At 68.9% G+C, this 15,486-nt stretch carries 11 protein-coding genes and 1 pseudogene; 5 read left to right on the top strand and 7 right to left on the bottom strand.

Annotation, left to right across the window (positions count from 1 at the left end; genetic code table 11):
- The 4 genes and pseudogenes from T336_RS27355 to mfd form a co-directional block, all read right to left on the bottom strand.
- On the bottom strand, positions 1–402 hold a 402-nt coding region (locus T336_RS27355), incomplete at its 3' end, for a hypothetical protein (RefSeq protein ID WP_035225413.1).
- Between the two features lie 110 nt (positions 403–512).
- Positions 513–2,060: pseudogene (locus T336_RS24870) on the bottom strand (methyl-accepting chemotaxis protein).
- Positions 2,061–2,314: 254 nt separating this feature from the next.
- Positions 2,315–2,950 (bottom strand): hypothetical protein, encoded by a 636-nt coding sequence (locus T336_RS0107440; protein WP_026432059.1) that lies wholly within the window; start codon positions 2,948–2,950, stop codon positions 2,315–2,317.
- A gap of 82 nt (positions 2,951–3,032) precedes the next feature.
- Positions 3,033–6,524, bottom strand: coding sequence for a transcription-repair coupling factor (gene mfd, locus T336_RS0107435; protein WP_026432058.1), 3,492 nt, complete (start codon positions 6,522–6,524; stop codon positions 3,033–3,035).
- A 154-nt stretch (positions 6,525–6,678) separates the two neighbouring features.
- Between mfd and ispD the strand changes: the two genes are divergently transcribed.
- Both ispD and ispF read left to right on the top strand, forming a co-directional pair.
- Positions 6,679–7,503, top strand: coding sequence for a 2-C-methyl-D-erythritol 4-phosphate cytidylyltransferase (ispD, locus tag T336_RS0107430; RefSeq protein WP_026432057.1), 825 nt, complete (start codon positions 6,679–6,681; stop codon positions 7,501–7,503).
- Between the two features lie 21 nt (positions 7,504–7,524).
- The gene (ispF, locus tag T336_RS0107425) at positions 7,525–8,022 is read left to right on the top strand and encodes a 2-C-methyl-D-erythritol 2,4-cyclodiphosphate synthase (RefSeq protein WP_026432056.1); all 498 of its coding nucleotides are present in this window, start codon (positions 7,525–7,527) and stop codon (positions 8,020–8,022) included.
- Here the strand turns inward: ispF and T336_RS0107420 are convergent.
- A complete protein-coding gene (locus T336_RS0107420; RefSeq protein WP_019702438.1) occupies positions 8,003–9,520 on the bottom strand; it encodes a sensor histidine kinase family protein in 1,518 nt (505 codons plus the stop codon). The two genes, ispF and T336_RS0107420, sit on opposite strands and share 20 nt — an antisense overlap.
- A gap of 107 nt (positions 9,521–9,627) precedes the next feature.
- The gene (ompR, locus tag T336_RS0107415; protein ID WP_011794721.1) at positions 9,628–10,359 is read right to left on the bottom strand and encodes an osmolarity response regulator transcription factor OmpR; all 732 of its coding nucleotides are present in this window, start codon (positions 10,357–10,359) and stop codon (positions 9,628–9,630) included.
- A 234-nt stretch (positions 10,360–10,593) separates the two neighbouring features.
- Between ompR and T336_RS0107410 the strand changes: the two genes are divergently transcribed.
- A complete protein-coding gene (locus tag T336_RS0107410) occupies positions 10,594–11,313 on the top strand; it encodes an SIMPL domain-containing protein (RefSeq protein ID WP_026432055.1) in 720 nt (239 codons plus the stop codon).
- Positions 11,314–11,339: 26 nt separating this feature from the next.
- Here the strand turns inward: T336_RS0107410 and T336_RS0107405 are convergent, their stop codons facing one another.
- Positions 11,340–12,125 carry a 3-hydroxybutyrate dehydrogenase gene (locus tag T336_RS0107405; protein WP_026432054.1) on the bottom strand — a complete coding sequence of 262 codons (786 nt, stop codon included), beginning with the start codon at positions 12,123–12,125 and terminating at the stop codon, positions 11,340–11,342.
- A gap of 70 nt (positions 12,126–12,195) precedes the next feature.
- On the opposite strand from T336_RS0107405, the gene T336_RS0107400 reads away from it, so the two are divergent.
- The gene (locus T336_RS0107400; protein ID WP_026432053.1) at positions 12,196–13,170 is read left to right on the top strand and encodes an alpha/beta fold hydrolase; all 975 of its coding nucleotides are present in this window, start codon (positions 12,196–12,198) and stop codon (positions 13,168–13,170) included.
- Positions 13,167–15,428, top strand: a complete 2,262-nt coding sequence (locus tag T336_RS0107395) for a RelA/SpoT family protein (RefSeq protein WP_026432052.1) — start codon at positions 13,167–13,169, stop codon at positions 15,426–15,428. The genes T336_RS0107400 and T336_RS0107395 overlap by 4 nt, the downstream gene beginning before the upstream one ends.
- Positions 15,429–15,486 lie beyond the last annotated feature (58 nt).

Below are 15,486 nucleotides of genomic sequence, written 5' to 3'. Positions count from 1 at the left end.
GAAGAACTGCGAGCGATGGCTCAACACCAGCTTGCAGTTCGTCCACCTAGCGTTCCTGGTTCTCCTGATCAGGAGACTTTGAACACGTTCTAAGACGCTACGCGTCACCGCCGACGAGTCCCATCGGTGCAGCGCGCCATCTGCCGGAATTTCGAGCACATGCGTGCCTCCGAAGAGCAACATCCGACCCCGGTACGCGGAGCAGATGTGATAGGCATCGCAAGTCTCGGCGGTATGCAGTTCCATACCCGATTCGGTGCGCATGCTCGATGCGGTGATGCCGCCGATGGACGCTCCCGAACTGCTCACGTCCAGCTCGGTGCTCGGCGCGGCCACCATCTTGATCGGCACGTAGACCGCAGACAGCTTCTGCTTCGCCTCGTCCATGTCGGTGGTCTTCAAATGAAATGTCCACGACTGGCCGTTCGACGACATACCCTTCGCATCCCCAAGTCATCCATCTGCGGTGCCTGCCCTCGACTGCGCAGGGCCCGTTCCCCGGCAATACTGCGTCACCCCTTGAAGACGCTCACCGATTCCGCCAGCCGCTGCGCCTGTGCTGCCAGCGACCCCGCGGTCACTGCGGACTCCTCCACGAGCGCGGCATTCTGCTGGGTCATGTGATCGAGTTGTGATATCGCGACGTTGACTTCATCGATACCCCTGGATTGCTCCACGGTCGAATGGTTGATCTGGCCGATCAGGTCGTTCACGCGGGCGGCCTGCGTCAATATGTCGGCCATTGCGCGGCCTGCTGCATCCACTTTCAGCGCACCGCTTCCCACCTTGTCCAGACTCGCGCCGACCAGGCTCTTGATCTCCTTGGCGGACGAGGCGCAACGCTGCGCGAGATTGCGGACTTCGCTCGCGACCACTCCGAAGCCTTTGCCCAGCTCTCCCGCGCGCGCTGCCTCCACCGCGGCATTCAGGGCCAGGATATTGGTCTGGAAGGCAATGCCGTCTATCACGCCGAGGATGCTGGAGATCTGCTGGCTGGCTGCCGAGATCTCCTGCATGACCTCCACGACTTCCCGCACGATGGCGCCTCCGCTGCTGGCGGCCTGGTTCGCTCCTTCCGCAAGTTCCGCGGCCTTGCATGCGATGGCCGCATTGTTCTTGACGGTGGAGTTCATTTCCTCCATCGCCGCCGCCGTTTCCTCCAGGTTCGACGCTGCATCTTCGGTGCGCGAGTTCAGGTCGTGGTTGCCATCGGCGATTTCGGAACTGGTGGTGAGCACACCGCCGACCTGTTCGCTGACGTCGTCGACCAGCGACCGCAGATTGAGGCCTGCCTGGTTGACGGCGCGCAGGATCATGCCGATCTCGTCGACACGGTTCAGATGCTTGTTCTCGATCGGCTGACCCGCTGCCACGCTGAGTGCCTGCCGTTGTACCAAATCCAGCGGGCGTGCGATCTGCGACTCGAGCCACAGTGACAGGGCGAGCGCGGCAGTGGCTGTCCCTGCCGCATAGGTGCCCAGGGCGTCTCCGGAGAGGCCGCAACCGGCGGCCGCTGCGCAACCCAGCGCGGCGCAGGCACAAAAGCCTGATCTGATTCTCCAGCGCACAGGCATCTTCTGGAACACCGACATCCATCCCAGCCAGCCCGTGCGGATGATCAGCCCCTGGTGGAAGGCCAGTGAGCCTGCCTCTCCCCGCCTGAATTTGCGGTACAGCGATTCCGCAGCCTCGATCTCGAAGCGCGAGGGCTTCGTCCGCACCGACATGTACCCCGTCACCTGCCCTCTGCGGATCACGGGCGTGGCGTTGGCGCGCACCCAGTAGTAGTCGCCGTTCCTGCGCCGGTTCTTCACCAGGGCCGTTCACGATTTTCCGAGCTTCAAAGTGGCCCACATGTCCGCGAACGCCTGTTTCGGCATGTCGGGATGGCGGACCAGATTGTGGGGCTTCCCCATGATCTCATCACGGTCGAAGCCGCTGACGGCGATGAAGGCCGCGTTGGCGTATGTGACGTGGCTCTGCGTGTCCGTCGTAGACATCAGGGTTGCATTGGCAGGAAAGTCAAACTCTCGCTGCGTGGTGAAGACGTCTTGTCGCATAACTCTTGCTCCTCCGGGCCTTCCGCCGCACAAAGGCATCGGCGTGTTGTCGTGCGTCACGTAATCGGTAACGGCTTGGAACAACTATGACGGAAGATCTGATCGCGCTACGGGCGTCTTCATCAATTGAGCGCAATCACCATCCAGTCGGCGCAAGACATTTCACCGAAAGCCGGTTTGAATCAACTTCATACGCTTTTCCTTGACCGACGGGGTGGCTTTTAAAAGTGAAAACGTCGGAGAAACAGTGAAAGTCAAGGCTGCAGGTACAGCCGGTCCGACCAGGTTGCCAGCCACTCGGGCCGGAAGGCCACGAACACCGCGCACAGCATGCCCGTGACCACCGCGTCGCCCCAGGCCATGAGCCAGCGGGCGACCATGGCCAGGCCCGGGTCCACGCCCGGCAGGCCATGGCCGCTGCAGAGCGCAAGGCCGCTGGCCGCGAACATGCACAGGGCCGTGCCGAGGAAGGCGCGGCCCAGCACATAGACGAAGAGGTGCGTGCCGGCCAGCCGGCGCAGCAGCGCACCCAGCAGCAGCGCCAGGGTGGCGGGCACCACGCCCTGCCAGGCCGCCAGGCCCAGCGCCTCGCTCCATGACAGGGCGGGCGAGAGCAGGGCCGCCATCGCCGCCACCGTGGCCAGCACCGGCACGGCCAGCGGCCAGCCCACCATCAGCACCACGAGGCAGGCGCCCGACATCTGCAGTTGCAGCGGCATGGCGTGCAGCGTGGGCAGGGCCCATATCCAGGGCAGGAACACCAGCGTGGCCAGCAGCGGCGTGAGCAGGGGCGATAGGGGGCGAGCGGGCCCGGCCGCCAGCAGGCGCCACGGGCGGGTGGCGGCCGCGGCGGCGAGGGCGGTCAGGACGATGGCGGCTTCGAGGGGCATGGGGGCATCCGTGGGCGGCTCCGGCAAACGGCGCTTCGGGCGCCCCTGCGGTCCGCGGTGGCCATGCCCCGCAAGCGTGGCGTCAGGCCGGAGCGCCCTGCGCCGCCCCCAGCGGCTGGCCCAGGCTGCGCAGCACGTCGCGCACCATCTGCGCCCGGTCCTTCGCGTCCGGCAGTTCGCGCTCGATGCGCAGCTTTTCGTTGCCCGCGAGCTTGATGTGCCTATTCTTCTGGATCAGGTGGATGATCTGCATCGGATCCACCGGCGGCTGGGGCCGGAACGTGATGTTCGTCACGCCCGGTGCCGCATCCACCTTGATGACCCCGTAGGGCTGGGACAGCACGCGCAGCCGGTGCACGTCGATCAGCGTCTGCGCTTGCGGCGGCAGCTTGCCGAAGCGGTCCACGATCTCTTCGAGCAGGGCGTCGATCTGGTCCGCCGTCTTCGCGGTGGCGAGCTTCTTGTAGAACGACAGGCGCAGGTGCACATCGCCGCAGTAGTCGTCGGGCAGCAGGGCCGGCGCATGCAGGTTGATGTCCGTGGTGACCGACAGGGGGCTCAGCAGGTCGGGCTCCTTGCCGGCCTTGAGCGACTTCACGGCCTCGCTCAGCATCTCGTTGTAGAGCTGGAAGCCCACCTCCAGCATGTTGCCGCTCTGGTTCTCGCCCAGCACCTCGCCCGCGCCGCGGATCTCCAGGTCGTGCATGGCGAGGTAGAAGCCCGAGCCCAGTTCCTCCATCTGCTGGATCGCGTCCAGCCGCTGGGCCGCCTGCTTGGTCAGGCCGTCCACGTCCGGCACCATCAGGTAGGCATAGGCTTGGTGGTGGCTGCGGCCCACGCGGCCGCGCAACTGGTGCAGCTGCGCCAGGCCGAACTTGTCGGCGCGGCTCATGATGATGGTGTTGGCCGTGGGCACGTCGATGCCGGTCTCGATGATGGTCGAGCACAGCAGGATGTTGTAGCGCTGCGCCACGAAGTCGCGCATCACCTTCTCCAGCTCGCGCTCGGGCATCTGGCCGTGGGCCACGGCGATGCGCGCCTCGGGCAATATCTCTTCCAGCTTCTGGCGGCGGTTCTCGATCGTCTCGACCTCGTTGTGCAGGAAGTAGCACTGGCCGCCGCGCTTCAATTCGCGCAGCACCGCCTCGCGGATCACGCCCGTGCCCTCGTTGCGCACGAAGGTCTTGATCGCCAGGCGCCGCTGCGGCGCGGTGGCGATCACGCTGAGGTCGCGCAGGCCCTCCAGCGCCATGCCCAGCGTGCGCGGGATCGGCGTGGCGGTGAGCGTGAGCACGTCCACCTCGGCACGCAGGGCCTTCATCTGCTCCTTGTGGCGCACGCCGAAGCGGTGTTCCTCGTCGATGATGAGCAGGCCCAGGTTGTGGAACTTGGTGGATTCGGACAGCAGCTTGTGCGTGCCCACCACGATGTCCACCGTGCCGTCGCCGATGCCCTTGATGGCGGCCGTGATCTCCTTGCCCGAGCGGAAGCGCGAGACCTCGGCGATCTTCACCGGCCACTTGGAGAAGCGGTCCACCAGAGTCTGGTAGTGCTGCTCGGCCAGCAGCGTGGTGGGCGCGAGGAAGGCCACCTGCTTGCCGCCCGTGACGGCCACAAAGGCCGCGCGCAGCGCCACCTCGGTCTTGCCGAAGCCCACGTCGCCGCAGACCAGCCGGTCCATGGGGCGGGGCGAGATCATGTCCTGGATCACCGCGTGGATGGCGGCGTTCTGGTCGGCCGTCTCCTCGAAGCCGAAGTCGTTGGCGAACTGCTCGTAGTCCTGGGGGCTGTAGCGGAAGGCATGGCCCTCGCGCGCCGCGCGGCGGGCGTAGATGTTGAGCAGTTCGGCGGCGGAGTCGCGCACCTGCTCGGCGGCCTTGCGCTTGGCCTTTTCCCACTGGCCGCTGCCCAGCTTGTGCAGCGGCGCCTCGTCGGCGGACACGCCCGTGTAGCGGCTGATGAGCTGCAGCTGGCTCACCGGCACGTACAGCACGGCCTTGTCGGCGTATTCGAGGTGCAGGAACTCCTGCATCGCGGGCGTGCCGTCGAGGTTCTTCTGGCCCACGTCCATGTGGATCAGGCCCCGGTAGCGGCCGATGCCGTGCGCGCTGTGCACCACCGGGTCGCCGAGGGTCAGTTCCGACAGGTCCTTGATGAGCGCCTCGACATCGCTCACCTGCTCCTGCTTCTTGCGCCGGCGCGTGGTGGTGCCGGCCGCGAACAGCTCGGTCTCGGTGACGAAATCGATGCCTTCTTCCAGCCAGGCGAAGCCCGTGGCCAGGGCCGCGGTAGCGATGCCGACCCGCTCGTCGGCCTGGCCCTGGAACTCGGCCAGCGAATCGAAGGCCGGCGGATTCAGCTGCGAGGCGCGCAGGAAGTCCAACAGGCTCTCGCGCCGGCCGTCGCTCTCGGCCAGCAGCAGCACCCGGTGCTGCGTGTTGCGGATGTGGGCATGCAGGCGCGCGAGCGGATCCTCGGCGCCGCGCACCACCGACAGGTCGCCCAGCTTCTGGAAGTGCGGGTTGCCCTCCACGTCCTCCACGCCCGGCCGCAGCGCGAGCTGTGCATGCGCATTGGCCCGGGTGTAGAACTGCTCGATGCCGAGGAACAGCGATTCTGGCGGCAGCGCCGGCCGGTCGGGGTCGCCCTGCACCAGGCGGAAGCGCTCCTTTGTGTCCTGCCAGAAGCGCTGGAAGGCCGGCTCCAGGTCGCCGTGCAATACCACGGTGGCGTCTTCTCCAAGATAGTCGAAGACCGTGGCCGTCTCGTCGAAGAAGAGCGGCAGGTAGTACTCGATGCCGGCGGTGGCCACGCCGTTGCCCATGTCCTTGTAGATGCGGCTCTTGGTGGGGTCGCCCTCCAGCAGCTCGCGCCAGCGGCTGCGGAACTTGGCCCGGGCCGCGTCGTCCATGGGGAACTCGCGGCCGGGCAGGAGGCGCACCTCGGGCACGGGGTAGAGGCTGCGCTGCGTGTCCGGGTCGAAGGTGCGGATGGAGTCGATCTCGTCGTCGAACAGGTCCACCCGGTAGGGCACGGGCGATCCCATGGGGAAGAGGTCGATCAGGCCGCCGCGCACCGCATATTCGCCGGGGCCCACCACCTGCGAGACGTGGCTGTAGCCGGCCAGCGTGAGCTGGGCGCGGAACTTCGCCTCGTCCAGCTTCTGCTTGACCTTGAAATGGAAGGTGTAGGCCGCGAGGAACGAGGGCGGCGCGAGGCGGTAGAGCGCCGTGGTGGCCGGCACCAGCACCACGTCGGCGCCGGTGTCCCGGTCCTTCTGGCTGATGCGCCAGAGCGTGGCCAGGCGCTCGCTGATGAGGTCCTGGTGCGGCGAGAACGTGTCGTAGGGCAGCGTTTCCCAGTCGGGGAACAGCGCGCAGCGCAACTCGGGTGCGAAGAACGCCATCTCGTCGATCAGGCGTTGCGCGTCGGTGGCGTCGGCCGTGACGATGGCGGTGGTGCGCCGGGCGGCCTTCTCGCGCTCCGCGACGCGCGCGAGCAGCAGGGCGTCCGCGCTGCCCACGGGGCGCGGCATGGTGAAACGTTTGCCGGGGATGAGTTTGGGGAGGTCCATGGGAAAGCGGGGACTGGCTGGGCGCACCGGAGCGCCGCGGGCCGCGCGCGTGTGGCGCGGCCATGCAGGCATTCTAGGGCGGTGGCCATCCCGGCGGGGCGCCCGGGGCATGCCGGCCGGCCACGGCGCGCCGCGCTCCTACAATGGCCGCCCCATGAGCGACCTGCTGCCGCCCCGACCGACCCTTTCGCCTCCGGCCACGCCGGGCCGTTTCTGGGCCCTGCTGCCCTGTGCGGGCACCGGCGCCCGCGCCGTGGCGCCGGGCGCCGCGGCCGGCGTGCCCAAGCAGTACCAGCCGGTGGCCGGGCTGCCGCTCGTGCTGCACACCCTGGCGGCATTCGCGGGCGTGCGGCGCCTGCTGGGCACCCTGGTGGCCGTGGCGCCGGGAGATGCCTTCTTCGATGCCCATCCCTCCGGCCTGCATTTCGCCGTCGCCTGTGGCGGCGCCACGCGCGCCGATACCGTGCTCGGGGGCTTGCGTGCGCTGCGCGAGCGCGGCGCGGAGGAGGGCGACTGGGTGCTGGTGCACGACGCGGCGCGCTGCCTGGTGACCACCGCGCAGATCGACGCCCTCATCGATGCCTGCGAGCACGACAGCGTGGGCGGCCTGCTGGCCCACAAGCTGGCCGACACGCTCAAGACGGCCAGCGAAGGCCCGGGCGGCGTGCGCGTCGCCTCCACGGTGGACCGCAGCGACAAATGGCTCGCCCAGACCCCGCAGATGTTCCGCCTGGGCGCCCTCGAATCCGCGCTCGTGCGTTACGGCGCGCAGGCCACCGACGAGGCCAGCGCCATGGAAGCCATGGGCCTGCACCCGCGCCTCGTGCCGGGTGGGGCGCAGAACTTCAAGGTCACCTATCCGGACGACTTCGCCCTGGCCGAGGCCGTGCTGGCACAGCGCATGCTGCCGGCCACCCTCGAGCGCTTCGGCGGGCCGCTCGCCCAGGGCGCGCCGCTGCCGGGCAAGACTTTCTTCTGACAGACAAGGACGGAACTGCCCATGACGCTTCCCCCATTCCGCATCGGCGAGGGCTGGGACATCCATGCCCTGGTGCCGGGCCGCCGCCTGGTGATCGGCGGCGTGGACATCCCCCACACCATGGGCCTGCTCGGGCATTCCGATGCCGACGTGCTGCTGCATGCGGTGACCGACGCGCTGCTGGGCGCCGCCGGGCTGGGCGACATCGGCAGCCATTTCCCGGACACGGACGAGCGCTTCAACGGCGCCGATTCCATGGTCCTGCTGGTGGAAGCCGCACGGCGCGTGCGCGAGCGCGGCCACGAGATCGGCAACATCGACAGCACCGTGATCGCCCAGGCCCCGCGCCTCGCACCGCACATCCCCGCGATGCGCGAAGGCATGGCCCGGTCACTGGGCCTGCAGCCCGACCAGGTGAACGTGAAGGCCAAGACCGCCGAGCGCATGGGCCCCGTGGGGCAGGGCCTGGCCATGGAGGCGCGCGCGGCCGTGCTGCTGTTCAGGCCTTCGCCGGCTTGACGGGCTTGCCGCCCTTGGCGGCATCGGGCGGCAGCTGGCGCTTGATCTGCGGACGCTGCAGCCGCTGCTTGGGGTCCTTGCCGGCGGGCAACTGCGAGGCGCGCTGCAGCTGGATGTGCGCCACCAGGCCGCCGGAGCCGGAATTGGCCAGCGCGAAGATGCCGCCCATGCGCTGCACGGTCTTGTCCACGATGGCGAGGCCCAGGCCCGCGCCCGCGGCCGCCGTGCGCGCGGAGTTGCCGCGGAAGAAGGGCTTGGTCAGGTTGCTCAGCTGGTCGGGCGGCACGCCCGGGCCGTGGTCGCGCACCTTCACCAGCACCCATTTCTCGCGCCCCTTGGCGGCGATCTCCACGGAGGCCGTGCCGCTCTCGGGTGTCTTGCCGTAGCGGCGGGCGTTCTCCAGCAGGTTGGAGATCACGCGCGCCAGCTCCACCTCGTCGGCCAGCACGATCAGGTCTTCCGGCACGCTCATGGAAATCTGCAGTTCGCGGTGGTCCTGCACCGCATAGACGCAGGAAGACACCACCCCGTGCAGGTTCACCGGCGTGAGGGTGACGTGGTCCGGCCGAGCGTAGTCCAGGAACTTGTCGATGGTGGCGTCGAGCTGCACGATGTCGGCCACCATGTGCTCGCGGGCCACGTCGTCGATCACGCTCATCTCGGTTTCCAGCCGCAGCCGCGCCAGCGGCGTGCGCAGGTCGTGCGAGATGCCGGCCAGCATCACCGCCCGGTCCTGCTCGAGCTTCGCGAGCTTCTGGGCCATGCGGTTGAAGCCGATGTTCACCTCTCGGATCTCGCTGGTCACCACCTCCTCGTCGAGCTGGCTGGCCGCGAAGTCGCCGTCGCGCACGCGGTTGGCAGCGTAGGAAAGCTGCTTGAGCGGCCGGTTGATGAGCCGCGCGATCGCCGCGGCACCCGCGAGCGACAGGGCGGCTGCGGTGATGAGCCAGATCAGCCAGGTCTTGCCGCCCGCCGTGCTCAGGCGCGAGCGGTCCATCAGCAGCCAGTTGGGATCGCCGTTGATGGTGAAGCCCACCCACAGTCCGCTCTCGCCGTTCACGCTGCCGGCCACGATGGTGCCCGGGCCGAGGCGCTCGGTGAGCTCTTCGGTCAGGCGCACGCCCAGCGCGGTGTCGTCCACAAGGTCGAAGCGGTCGCTGGGCTCGCGGGGCAGGATGCGCACGCCCTCCTGGTCCGCCATGGTCTTGATGAGCGAGACGCGGGCGATGGCGTCCGCATGCACCAGCGCGGCACGGCTCAGGTTCACGAGGGAGGCGATCTGCTGCGCGGTCTGCAGGGTGCGGGGCTCGAACTCGAGCGCGCGCAGCGTCTGCAGCCAGGCCAGGATGCTGCCCACCAGCAGCAGGGCGAGCAGGAAGAAGGTGCGCCAGAAAAGGTTCAGGCCGACGCGCGTGCGCTGGGACGCACGCCGGTCCGGCGTCGTCTCCAGTGGCGCGGGGCTGGTGGCGTCCGAAGACGCATCATGGGAGGCGCTCATGTCAGGTCAGGAGAAGAGCCGGGCCGCTGCAGGCCATGGAAGGGCAGCGGGCACCGGGCTGCACAGGGTGCCGGCCGGTGCCCGCGCGCGGGGTTGCCGGTCGCGGATCAGCTCGCTCCATCCGGCACGAACACGTAGCCCACGCCCCAGACGGTCTGGATGTAGCGGGGAGCGGCGGCATCCACCTCGACCAGCTTGCGCAGGCGCGAGACCTGCACGTCCAGGCTGCGGTCGAAGGGCTCGAACTCGCGGCCGCGGGCCAGCAGGGCCAGCTTTTCGCGCGACAGCGGCTGGCGCGGGTGGCGCACCAGGGCCTTGAGCATGGCGAATTCGCCGGTGGTGAGGGGCAGCTCCTCGCCGTTCTTCTGCAGGGCGCGCGTGCCCAGGTCGAAGGTGAAGGGGCCGAAGGTCACGACCTCGTTGTCGCCCGAGGGGGCGCCCGGGGCCTCCTGCGGCGGGCGGCGGCGCAGCACGGCGTGGATGCGCGCCAGCAACTCGCGGGGATTGAAGGGCTTGCCCAGGTAGTCGTCGGCACCCACTTCCAGCCCGACGATGCGGTCCACGTCCTCGCCCTTGGCGGTGAGCATGATGATCGGGGTGCGGTCGTTGGCCGCGCGCAGGCGGCGGCAGATGGAGAGCCCGTCCTCGCCGGGCATCATGAGATCCAGAACGATCAGTTCGACCGTCTCGCGCAGCAGGATGCGGTTGAGCGCCTTGCCGTCTTCCGCCACCATGACTTCGAAGCCTTCCTGGGTCAGATAGCGGCGCAGCAAATCACGGATGCGCGCGTCGTCGTCCACCACGAGGATCTTGTCGGTACGGTTGGTTGTAGAGGCCATGAGTTTCCTGGGTCCTATTTGTAACAGAGCCGATTCTGACCACCTTGCCGCCCGAAGTTCGCGTTTTTCCGGCGGGTCTGACCAAGTGTTACAAATTTTGCGGAGGCTATCAGCGGGGTTGCCCGTGCGACATCTCCCGGGGCCGCCGCGTGCGTTACCGTGGGCGGCCTGCCCGCATGCGCGTGTCCGGCATGTAGGTTTTCACACGATTTTTTCCATACAGGGAGTCCCTTCATGAAATTCCTCGCCCCCCTGGCAGCAGCCTGCGCCATCGCCGCCGTGTCGGGCACGGCGTTTGCCCAGAACGTGGCCACGCCGGCGCCCCAGAACGTGCTGCAGCTCGCCGCGAGCGGCTCGGTGGATGTCCAGCAGGACCTGCTGGTGCTGACCCTGGCGGCCACGCGCGAGGGCGCGGATGCATCCACCGTGCAGACACAGTTGCGGCAGGCGCTGGATGCCGGCCTGGCCGAAGCCAAGCGCGCCGCGCAGCCCGAACAGATGGAGGTGCGCACCGGTCAGTTCGGCCTGTACCCGCGCTACGGCAAGGACGGCAAGATCACCGCCTGGCAGGGTCGGGCCGAACTGGTGCTGCAGGGGCGCGACTTCTCGCGCATCACCACCACGGCCGGCCGCATCCAGTCCATGCCCATCAGCCAGATCGCGTTCGACCTGTCCAAGGAGGCGCGGGCGCGTGTCCAGGCCGAGGCCCAGACCCGGGCCATCGAGGAGTTCAAGAACCGCGCGGGCGAACTGGCCAAGGGCTTCGGCTTCTCGGGCTATTCGCTGCGCGAGGTGTCGGTCAACAGCGACGAGATGTCGCCCGGGCCGCGCCCGCCCCGCATGATGGCCATGCAGGCCAAGTCGTCCATGATGTCCGCCGACGAGTCGGTGCCGGTCGAGGCCGGCAAGACCCAGGTGGTGGTCCACGTCTCCGGGTCGGTGCAACTGCGCTGACCAGCGTGGGGGAGGGCTGTCGCGGCCTACTGCGCCGCCCAGCCCCCGTCCATGTTCCAGGCCACGCCGCGCACATTGTTGGCGGCCGGCGAGCAGAAGAACACCGCCAGATCGCCCAGCTCCTCGGGCGTGGTGAACTGCATCGAGGGCTCCTTCTCGCCCAGCAGCTGGCGCGTGGCTTCCTCGTTCGAGAGGCCGTGTTCGGCGGCCCTGGCGTCCACCTGCTTCTGCACCAGCGGCGTGAGCACCCAGCCCGGGCAGATGGCATTGCAGGTCACGCCCGTGGTGGCGTTCTCCAGCGCCGTCACCTTCGTGAGGCCCACGATGCCGTGCTTGGCGGCCACGTAGGCCGACTTCTGCGCCGATCCCACCAGGCCGTGCACCGAGGCCACGTTGATGATGCGCCCCCAGTTCGCGGCCTGCATGGCCGGCAGCGCGAGGCGCGTGGTGTGGAAGGCGCTGCTCAGGTTGATGGCCAGGACCGCGTCCCACTTCTCCACCGGGAAAGCCTCCACGCGCGCGACATGCTGGATGCCCGCGTTGTTCACGAGGATGTCCACCCGGCCGAACTGGGCGGCGGCGTACTTCATCATGTCCTCGATTTCCGCCACGCTGCCCATGTCCGCGCCGTGGTAGGCCACCTGCGCGCCCGCGGCATGCCCGGCCGCCAGCACCTCCGCCCTGGGGCCGTCCACGTCGCCGAAGCCGTTGAGGACGATGTTCGCCCCTTCGCGCGCCAGGGCCTTGGCGATGCCCAGTCCGATGCCGCTGGTGGAACCCGTCACGAGCGCAGTCTTGCCAGTGAGAAGCATGCCGGTCTCTCCGAATGAATTAGGATGAACGAAGGGCCATTATCGAGCGGCCCAGAGACGATTGCCCCCCATGACAGAGCCTACGCTGAACTACGTACATTGCCCCGGTGCCGCAGCATCCCCCGGGGGCGCATCCAGGGAGGGCGAGGGCGGGCACCGCATGGCGTACTGGGAGTGGAACGGCACGGGCGACCCCGCGCACCCCCACGTGGTCGTCTGCGTGCACGGCCTCACGCGGCAGGGCCGCGACTTCGACGTGCTGGCCCGCCGCCTCGCGCGGCATGCCCGCATCGTCTGCCCGGACGTGGCCGGGCGCGGCCGCAGCGACTGGCTGGCCGATGCCTCGCATTACCAGGTCCCCGTCTATGCGGCCGACATGCTCGCGCTGCTCGGCCACCTCCATGCTTGTGCGCCCGTGCGCGTGCTGGACTGGGTCGGCACCAGCATGGGCGGGCTCATCGGCATGGCGCTGTGCGGCCAGCCGGAGCTGCCGCTGCCCGCGCCGGTGCGCCGGCTGGTGCTCAACGATGTCGGCCCCACCCTGGAATGGGCAGCACTGCAGCGCATCGGCCAGTACGTGGGCCGCGTGGTGGATTTCCCCAGCGTGGCGGCCGCGGTCGAGGGGCTGCGGGTCGTCTCCACGGGCTTCGGCCCGCACACCGCCGAGGAGTGGCAGGCGCTGTCCGAACCCCTGCTGCGCCCGCAGCCGGACGGCTCCGTGCGCCTGCACTACGACCCTGCCATCGCCGAGAACTTCCGCGGCCTGACGCCCGAGTCCGCGCGGGCCGGCGATGCCCAGCTGTGGCAGCTCTATGACGCGATCCGCGCGCAGACCCTGGTGCTGCGGGGGGCGGAATCCGACCTGCTGCTGCCCGCTACGGTGCAGGCCATGGCGCAGCGCGGGCCGCGCGCGCGGGTGGTCGAATGGGCCGGCGTGGGCCATGCGCCCACCCTCGTGGCCGCCGCCCAGGTCGATGTGGTCGAGCAGTTCCTGTTCGGCACGCCCGCCGCGGACAGCCAGGGCGCGCGGGAGGCCCGTCCATGAGAAGTGTCGCCGCGCCCCAGCCACCGCATGCCCTGTCCGGCCAGGAGGCCGTGCCCCAGCTCATCGCCGCGACCTCGCTGTCGCTGCCCGAGCAGGCCGGCGCCCTGGCGCGCGCCCGGGCGTTCGCCGAGCCGCTGCTGTCCGGTGAAACGCTGGAGACCGGGGAGAACACCTTCGCCCACGCGGAGGCCGTCGCCGCCATCCTCAAGGCCATCGGCGGCTCGGAGGCCATGCAGGCCGCCAGCTATCTCGTGCATGCCTGCTCGCACCTGAACAAGCCCGAAGAGGTCATCGCCAAGGCCTTCGGCCAGAACTTCGCCACGCTCGCCGTGGAGACCACCAAGCTCATGCGCGTGCAGCACCATGCGCGCGAGGCACAGCTCGCCGGCCACGTGGTGGACGACCCGGCCACCCACACCGAGAACGTCCGCAAGATGCTGCTGGCCTTCTCGCGCGACTTGCGCGTCGTCATGCTGCGCCTGGCGTCGCGCCTGCAGACGCTGCGCTTCTACGCAGCCAGCAAGCGGCCCGTCTCGCCCTCGATCGCGCGCGAGGCGCTGCAGGTGTTCGCGCCGCTCGCCAACCGCCTCGGCATCTGGCAGATGAAGTGGGAACTGGAAGACCTGTCCTTCCGCTTCCTGGAGCCCGACACCTACAAGCAGATCGCCCGCCTGCTCGACGAGAAGCGCGCCGAGCGCGAGGTGTACATGGAGCAGTTGCGCGGCCGGCTCGAGTCCGAGCTGCGCGCGCGCAGCATCAGTGCCACCGTGCAGGGGCGGCCGAAGCACATCTACAGCATCGTCAAGAAGATGCGCGGCAAGTCGCTCGACTTCGACCAGGTGTTCGACATCCGCGCGCTGCGCGTGGTCGTGCCCACGGTGAAGGACTGCTACGCCGCGCTGTCTTGGGTGCATTCGCACTTCAAGCCCATCGACGCGGAGTTCGACGACTACATCGCCAAACCCAAGCCCAACGGCTACCAGTCGCTGCACACCGTGGTGCGCGACGAGGCCGGCAAGGCCATCGAGATCCAGATCCGCACCCAGGCCATGCATGACCACGCGGAGCATGGCGTGGCCGCGCACTGGGCCTACAAGGAGGCCGGCGCCAAGGGCTATGTGGGCGTGTCCGCCAGCAGCGAATACGACGCCAAGATCGCCGTGCTGCGCCAATTGCTGGCGTGGGAGCGCGACATGTCCGGCGCGGTGCAGCAGCGCGGGCTGTTCGAGGACCGCATCTACGTGCTGACGCCGAACGCCGAAGTGGTGGAACTGCCCCAGGGCGCCACGCCGGTGGACTTCGCCTACGCGGTGCACACCAGCGTGGGGCACCGCTGCCGCGGCGCGCGCGTGGACGGCGCCATGGTCACGCTCAACACGCCGTTGCAGAACGGGCAGACGGTGGAGATCACCACGGTGAAGGAGGGCCGGCCCTCGCGCGACTGGCTCAACCCCGAACTCGGCTACCTCACCAGCCACCGCGCCCGCGCCAAGGTGCGCGCGTGGTTCAACGCCCAGGCCACGCACGAGACCGTGGCGCGGGGCCGCGAGGCCGTCGAGAAGCTGCTGCAGCGCGAAGGCAAGACGGCCATCCGGCTGGAAGACCTGGCCGTGCAGCTCGGCTTCAAGACCGCCGATGCGCTCTTCGAAGTGGTGGGCAAGGATGAGTTCTCCCTGCGCACCATCGAGACCCTGCTGCGCCCGCCCGAGCCCGTGCTGCAGCCCGACGACTACCTGCTGCTCAAGAAGACGCGCACGCAGGAGAACGCGCCCAAGGGCGGCGTGCTGGTGGTGGGCATCGACTCCCTCATGACCCAGCTGGCCAAGTGCTGCCGGCCCGCGCCGCCGGACCCCATCCGCGGCTTCGTCACGCGCGGCAAGGGCGTGAGCGTGCACCGCGCGGACTGCAGCAACTTCCGCGAGATGGCTGCCCGCAGCGCCGAACGCGTGATCGACGTCGAATGGGGCAGCGCCGGCGGATCCGGCGGCGGGGCCCAGGGCAGCGGGCAGAGCGGCCACCCTGCCGCCCTCTACCCCGTGGACGTGGCCGTCGAGGCCGCCGACCGCCAGGGCCTGCTGCGCGACATCTCCGAAGTCTTCGCGCGCGAGAAGACCAACGTCATCGGCGTACAGACCCAGTCGGTGAAGGGCACGGCGTGGATGACCTTCACCGTGGAGGTCTCGGACTCCGGGCGCCTGAACAAGGTGCTCTCCATCGTCGCTGCCGTGCAGGGGGTGCGCTCAGCGCGGCGGCGGTGAGGGGGTTGCAGCGGGATTTCGCCACTTTGTCCGGAGGCCGGTTTTTTGCTGCTATACT

Origin of the sequence: Paracidovorax oryzae ATCC 19882 (genome assembly GCF_000687165.1) — a bacterium.
GTDB classification, from domain to species: domain Bacteria; phylum Pseudomonadota; class Gammaproteobacteria; order Burkholderiales; family Burkholderiaceae_C; genus Paracidovorax; species Paracidovorax oryzae.
This window is presented reverse-complemented; position numbering and strand designations above follow the sequence as displayed.

Excerpts from the sequence above, each read along its gene's own strand:
- T336_RS0107440 (WP_026432059.1), bottom strand. The coding sequence starts at position 2,950 with ATGCCCCTCGAAGCCGCCATCGTCCTGACCGCCCTCGCCGCCGCGGCC.
- mfd (WP_026432058.1), bottom strand. The coding sequence starts at position 6,524 with ATGGACCTCCCCAAACTCATCCCCGGCAAACGTTTCACCATGCCGCGC.
- ispD (WP_026432057.1), top strand. The coding sequence starts at position 6,679 with ATGAGCGACCTGCTGCCGCCCCGACCGACCCTTTCGCCTCCGGCCACG.
- ispF (WP_026432056.1), top strand. The coding sequence starts at position 7,525 with ATGACGCTTCCCCCATTCCGCATCGGCGAGGGCTGGGACATCCATGCC.
- T336_RS0107420 (WP_019702438.1), bottom strand. The coding sequence starts at position 9,520 with ATGAGCGCCTCCCATGATGCGTCTTCGGACGCCACCAGCCCCGCGCCA.
- ompR (WP_011794721.1), bottom strand. The coding sequence starts at position 10,359 with ATGGCCTCTACAACCAACCGTACCGACAAGATCCTCGTGGTGGACGAC.
- T336_RS0107410 (WP_026432055.1), top strand. The coding sequence starts at position 10,594 with ATGAAATTCCTCGCCCCCCTGGCAGCAGCCTGCGCCATCGCCGCCGTG.
- T336_RS0107405 (WP_026432054.1), bottom strand. The coding sequence starts at position 12,125 with ATGCTTCTCACTGGCAAGACTGCGCTCGTGACGGGTTCCACCAGCGGC.
- T336_RS0107400 (WP_026432053.1), top strand. The coding sequence starts at position 12,196 with ATGACAGAGCCTACGCTGAACTACGTACATTGCCCCGGTGCCGCAGCA.
- T336_RS0107395 (WP_026432052.1), top strand. The coding sequence starts at position 13,167 with ATGAGAAGTGTCGCCGCGCCCCAGCCACCGCATGCCCTGTCCGGCCAG.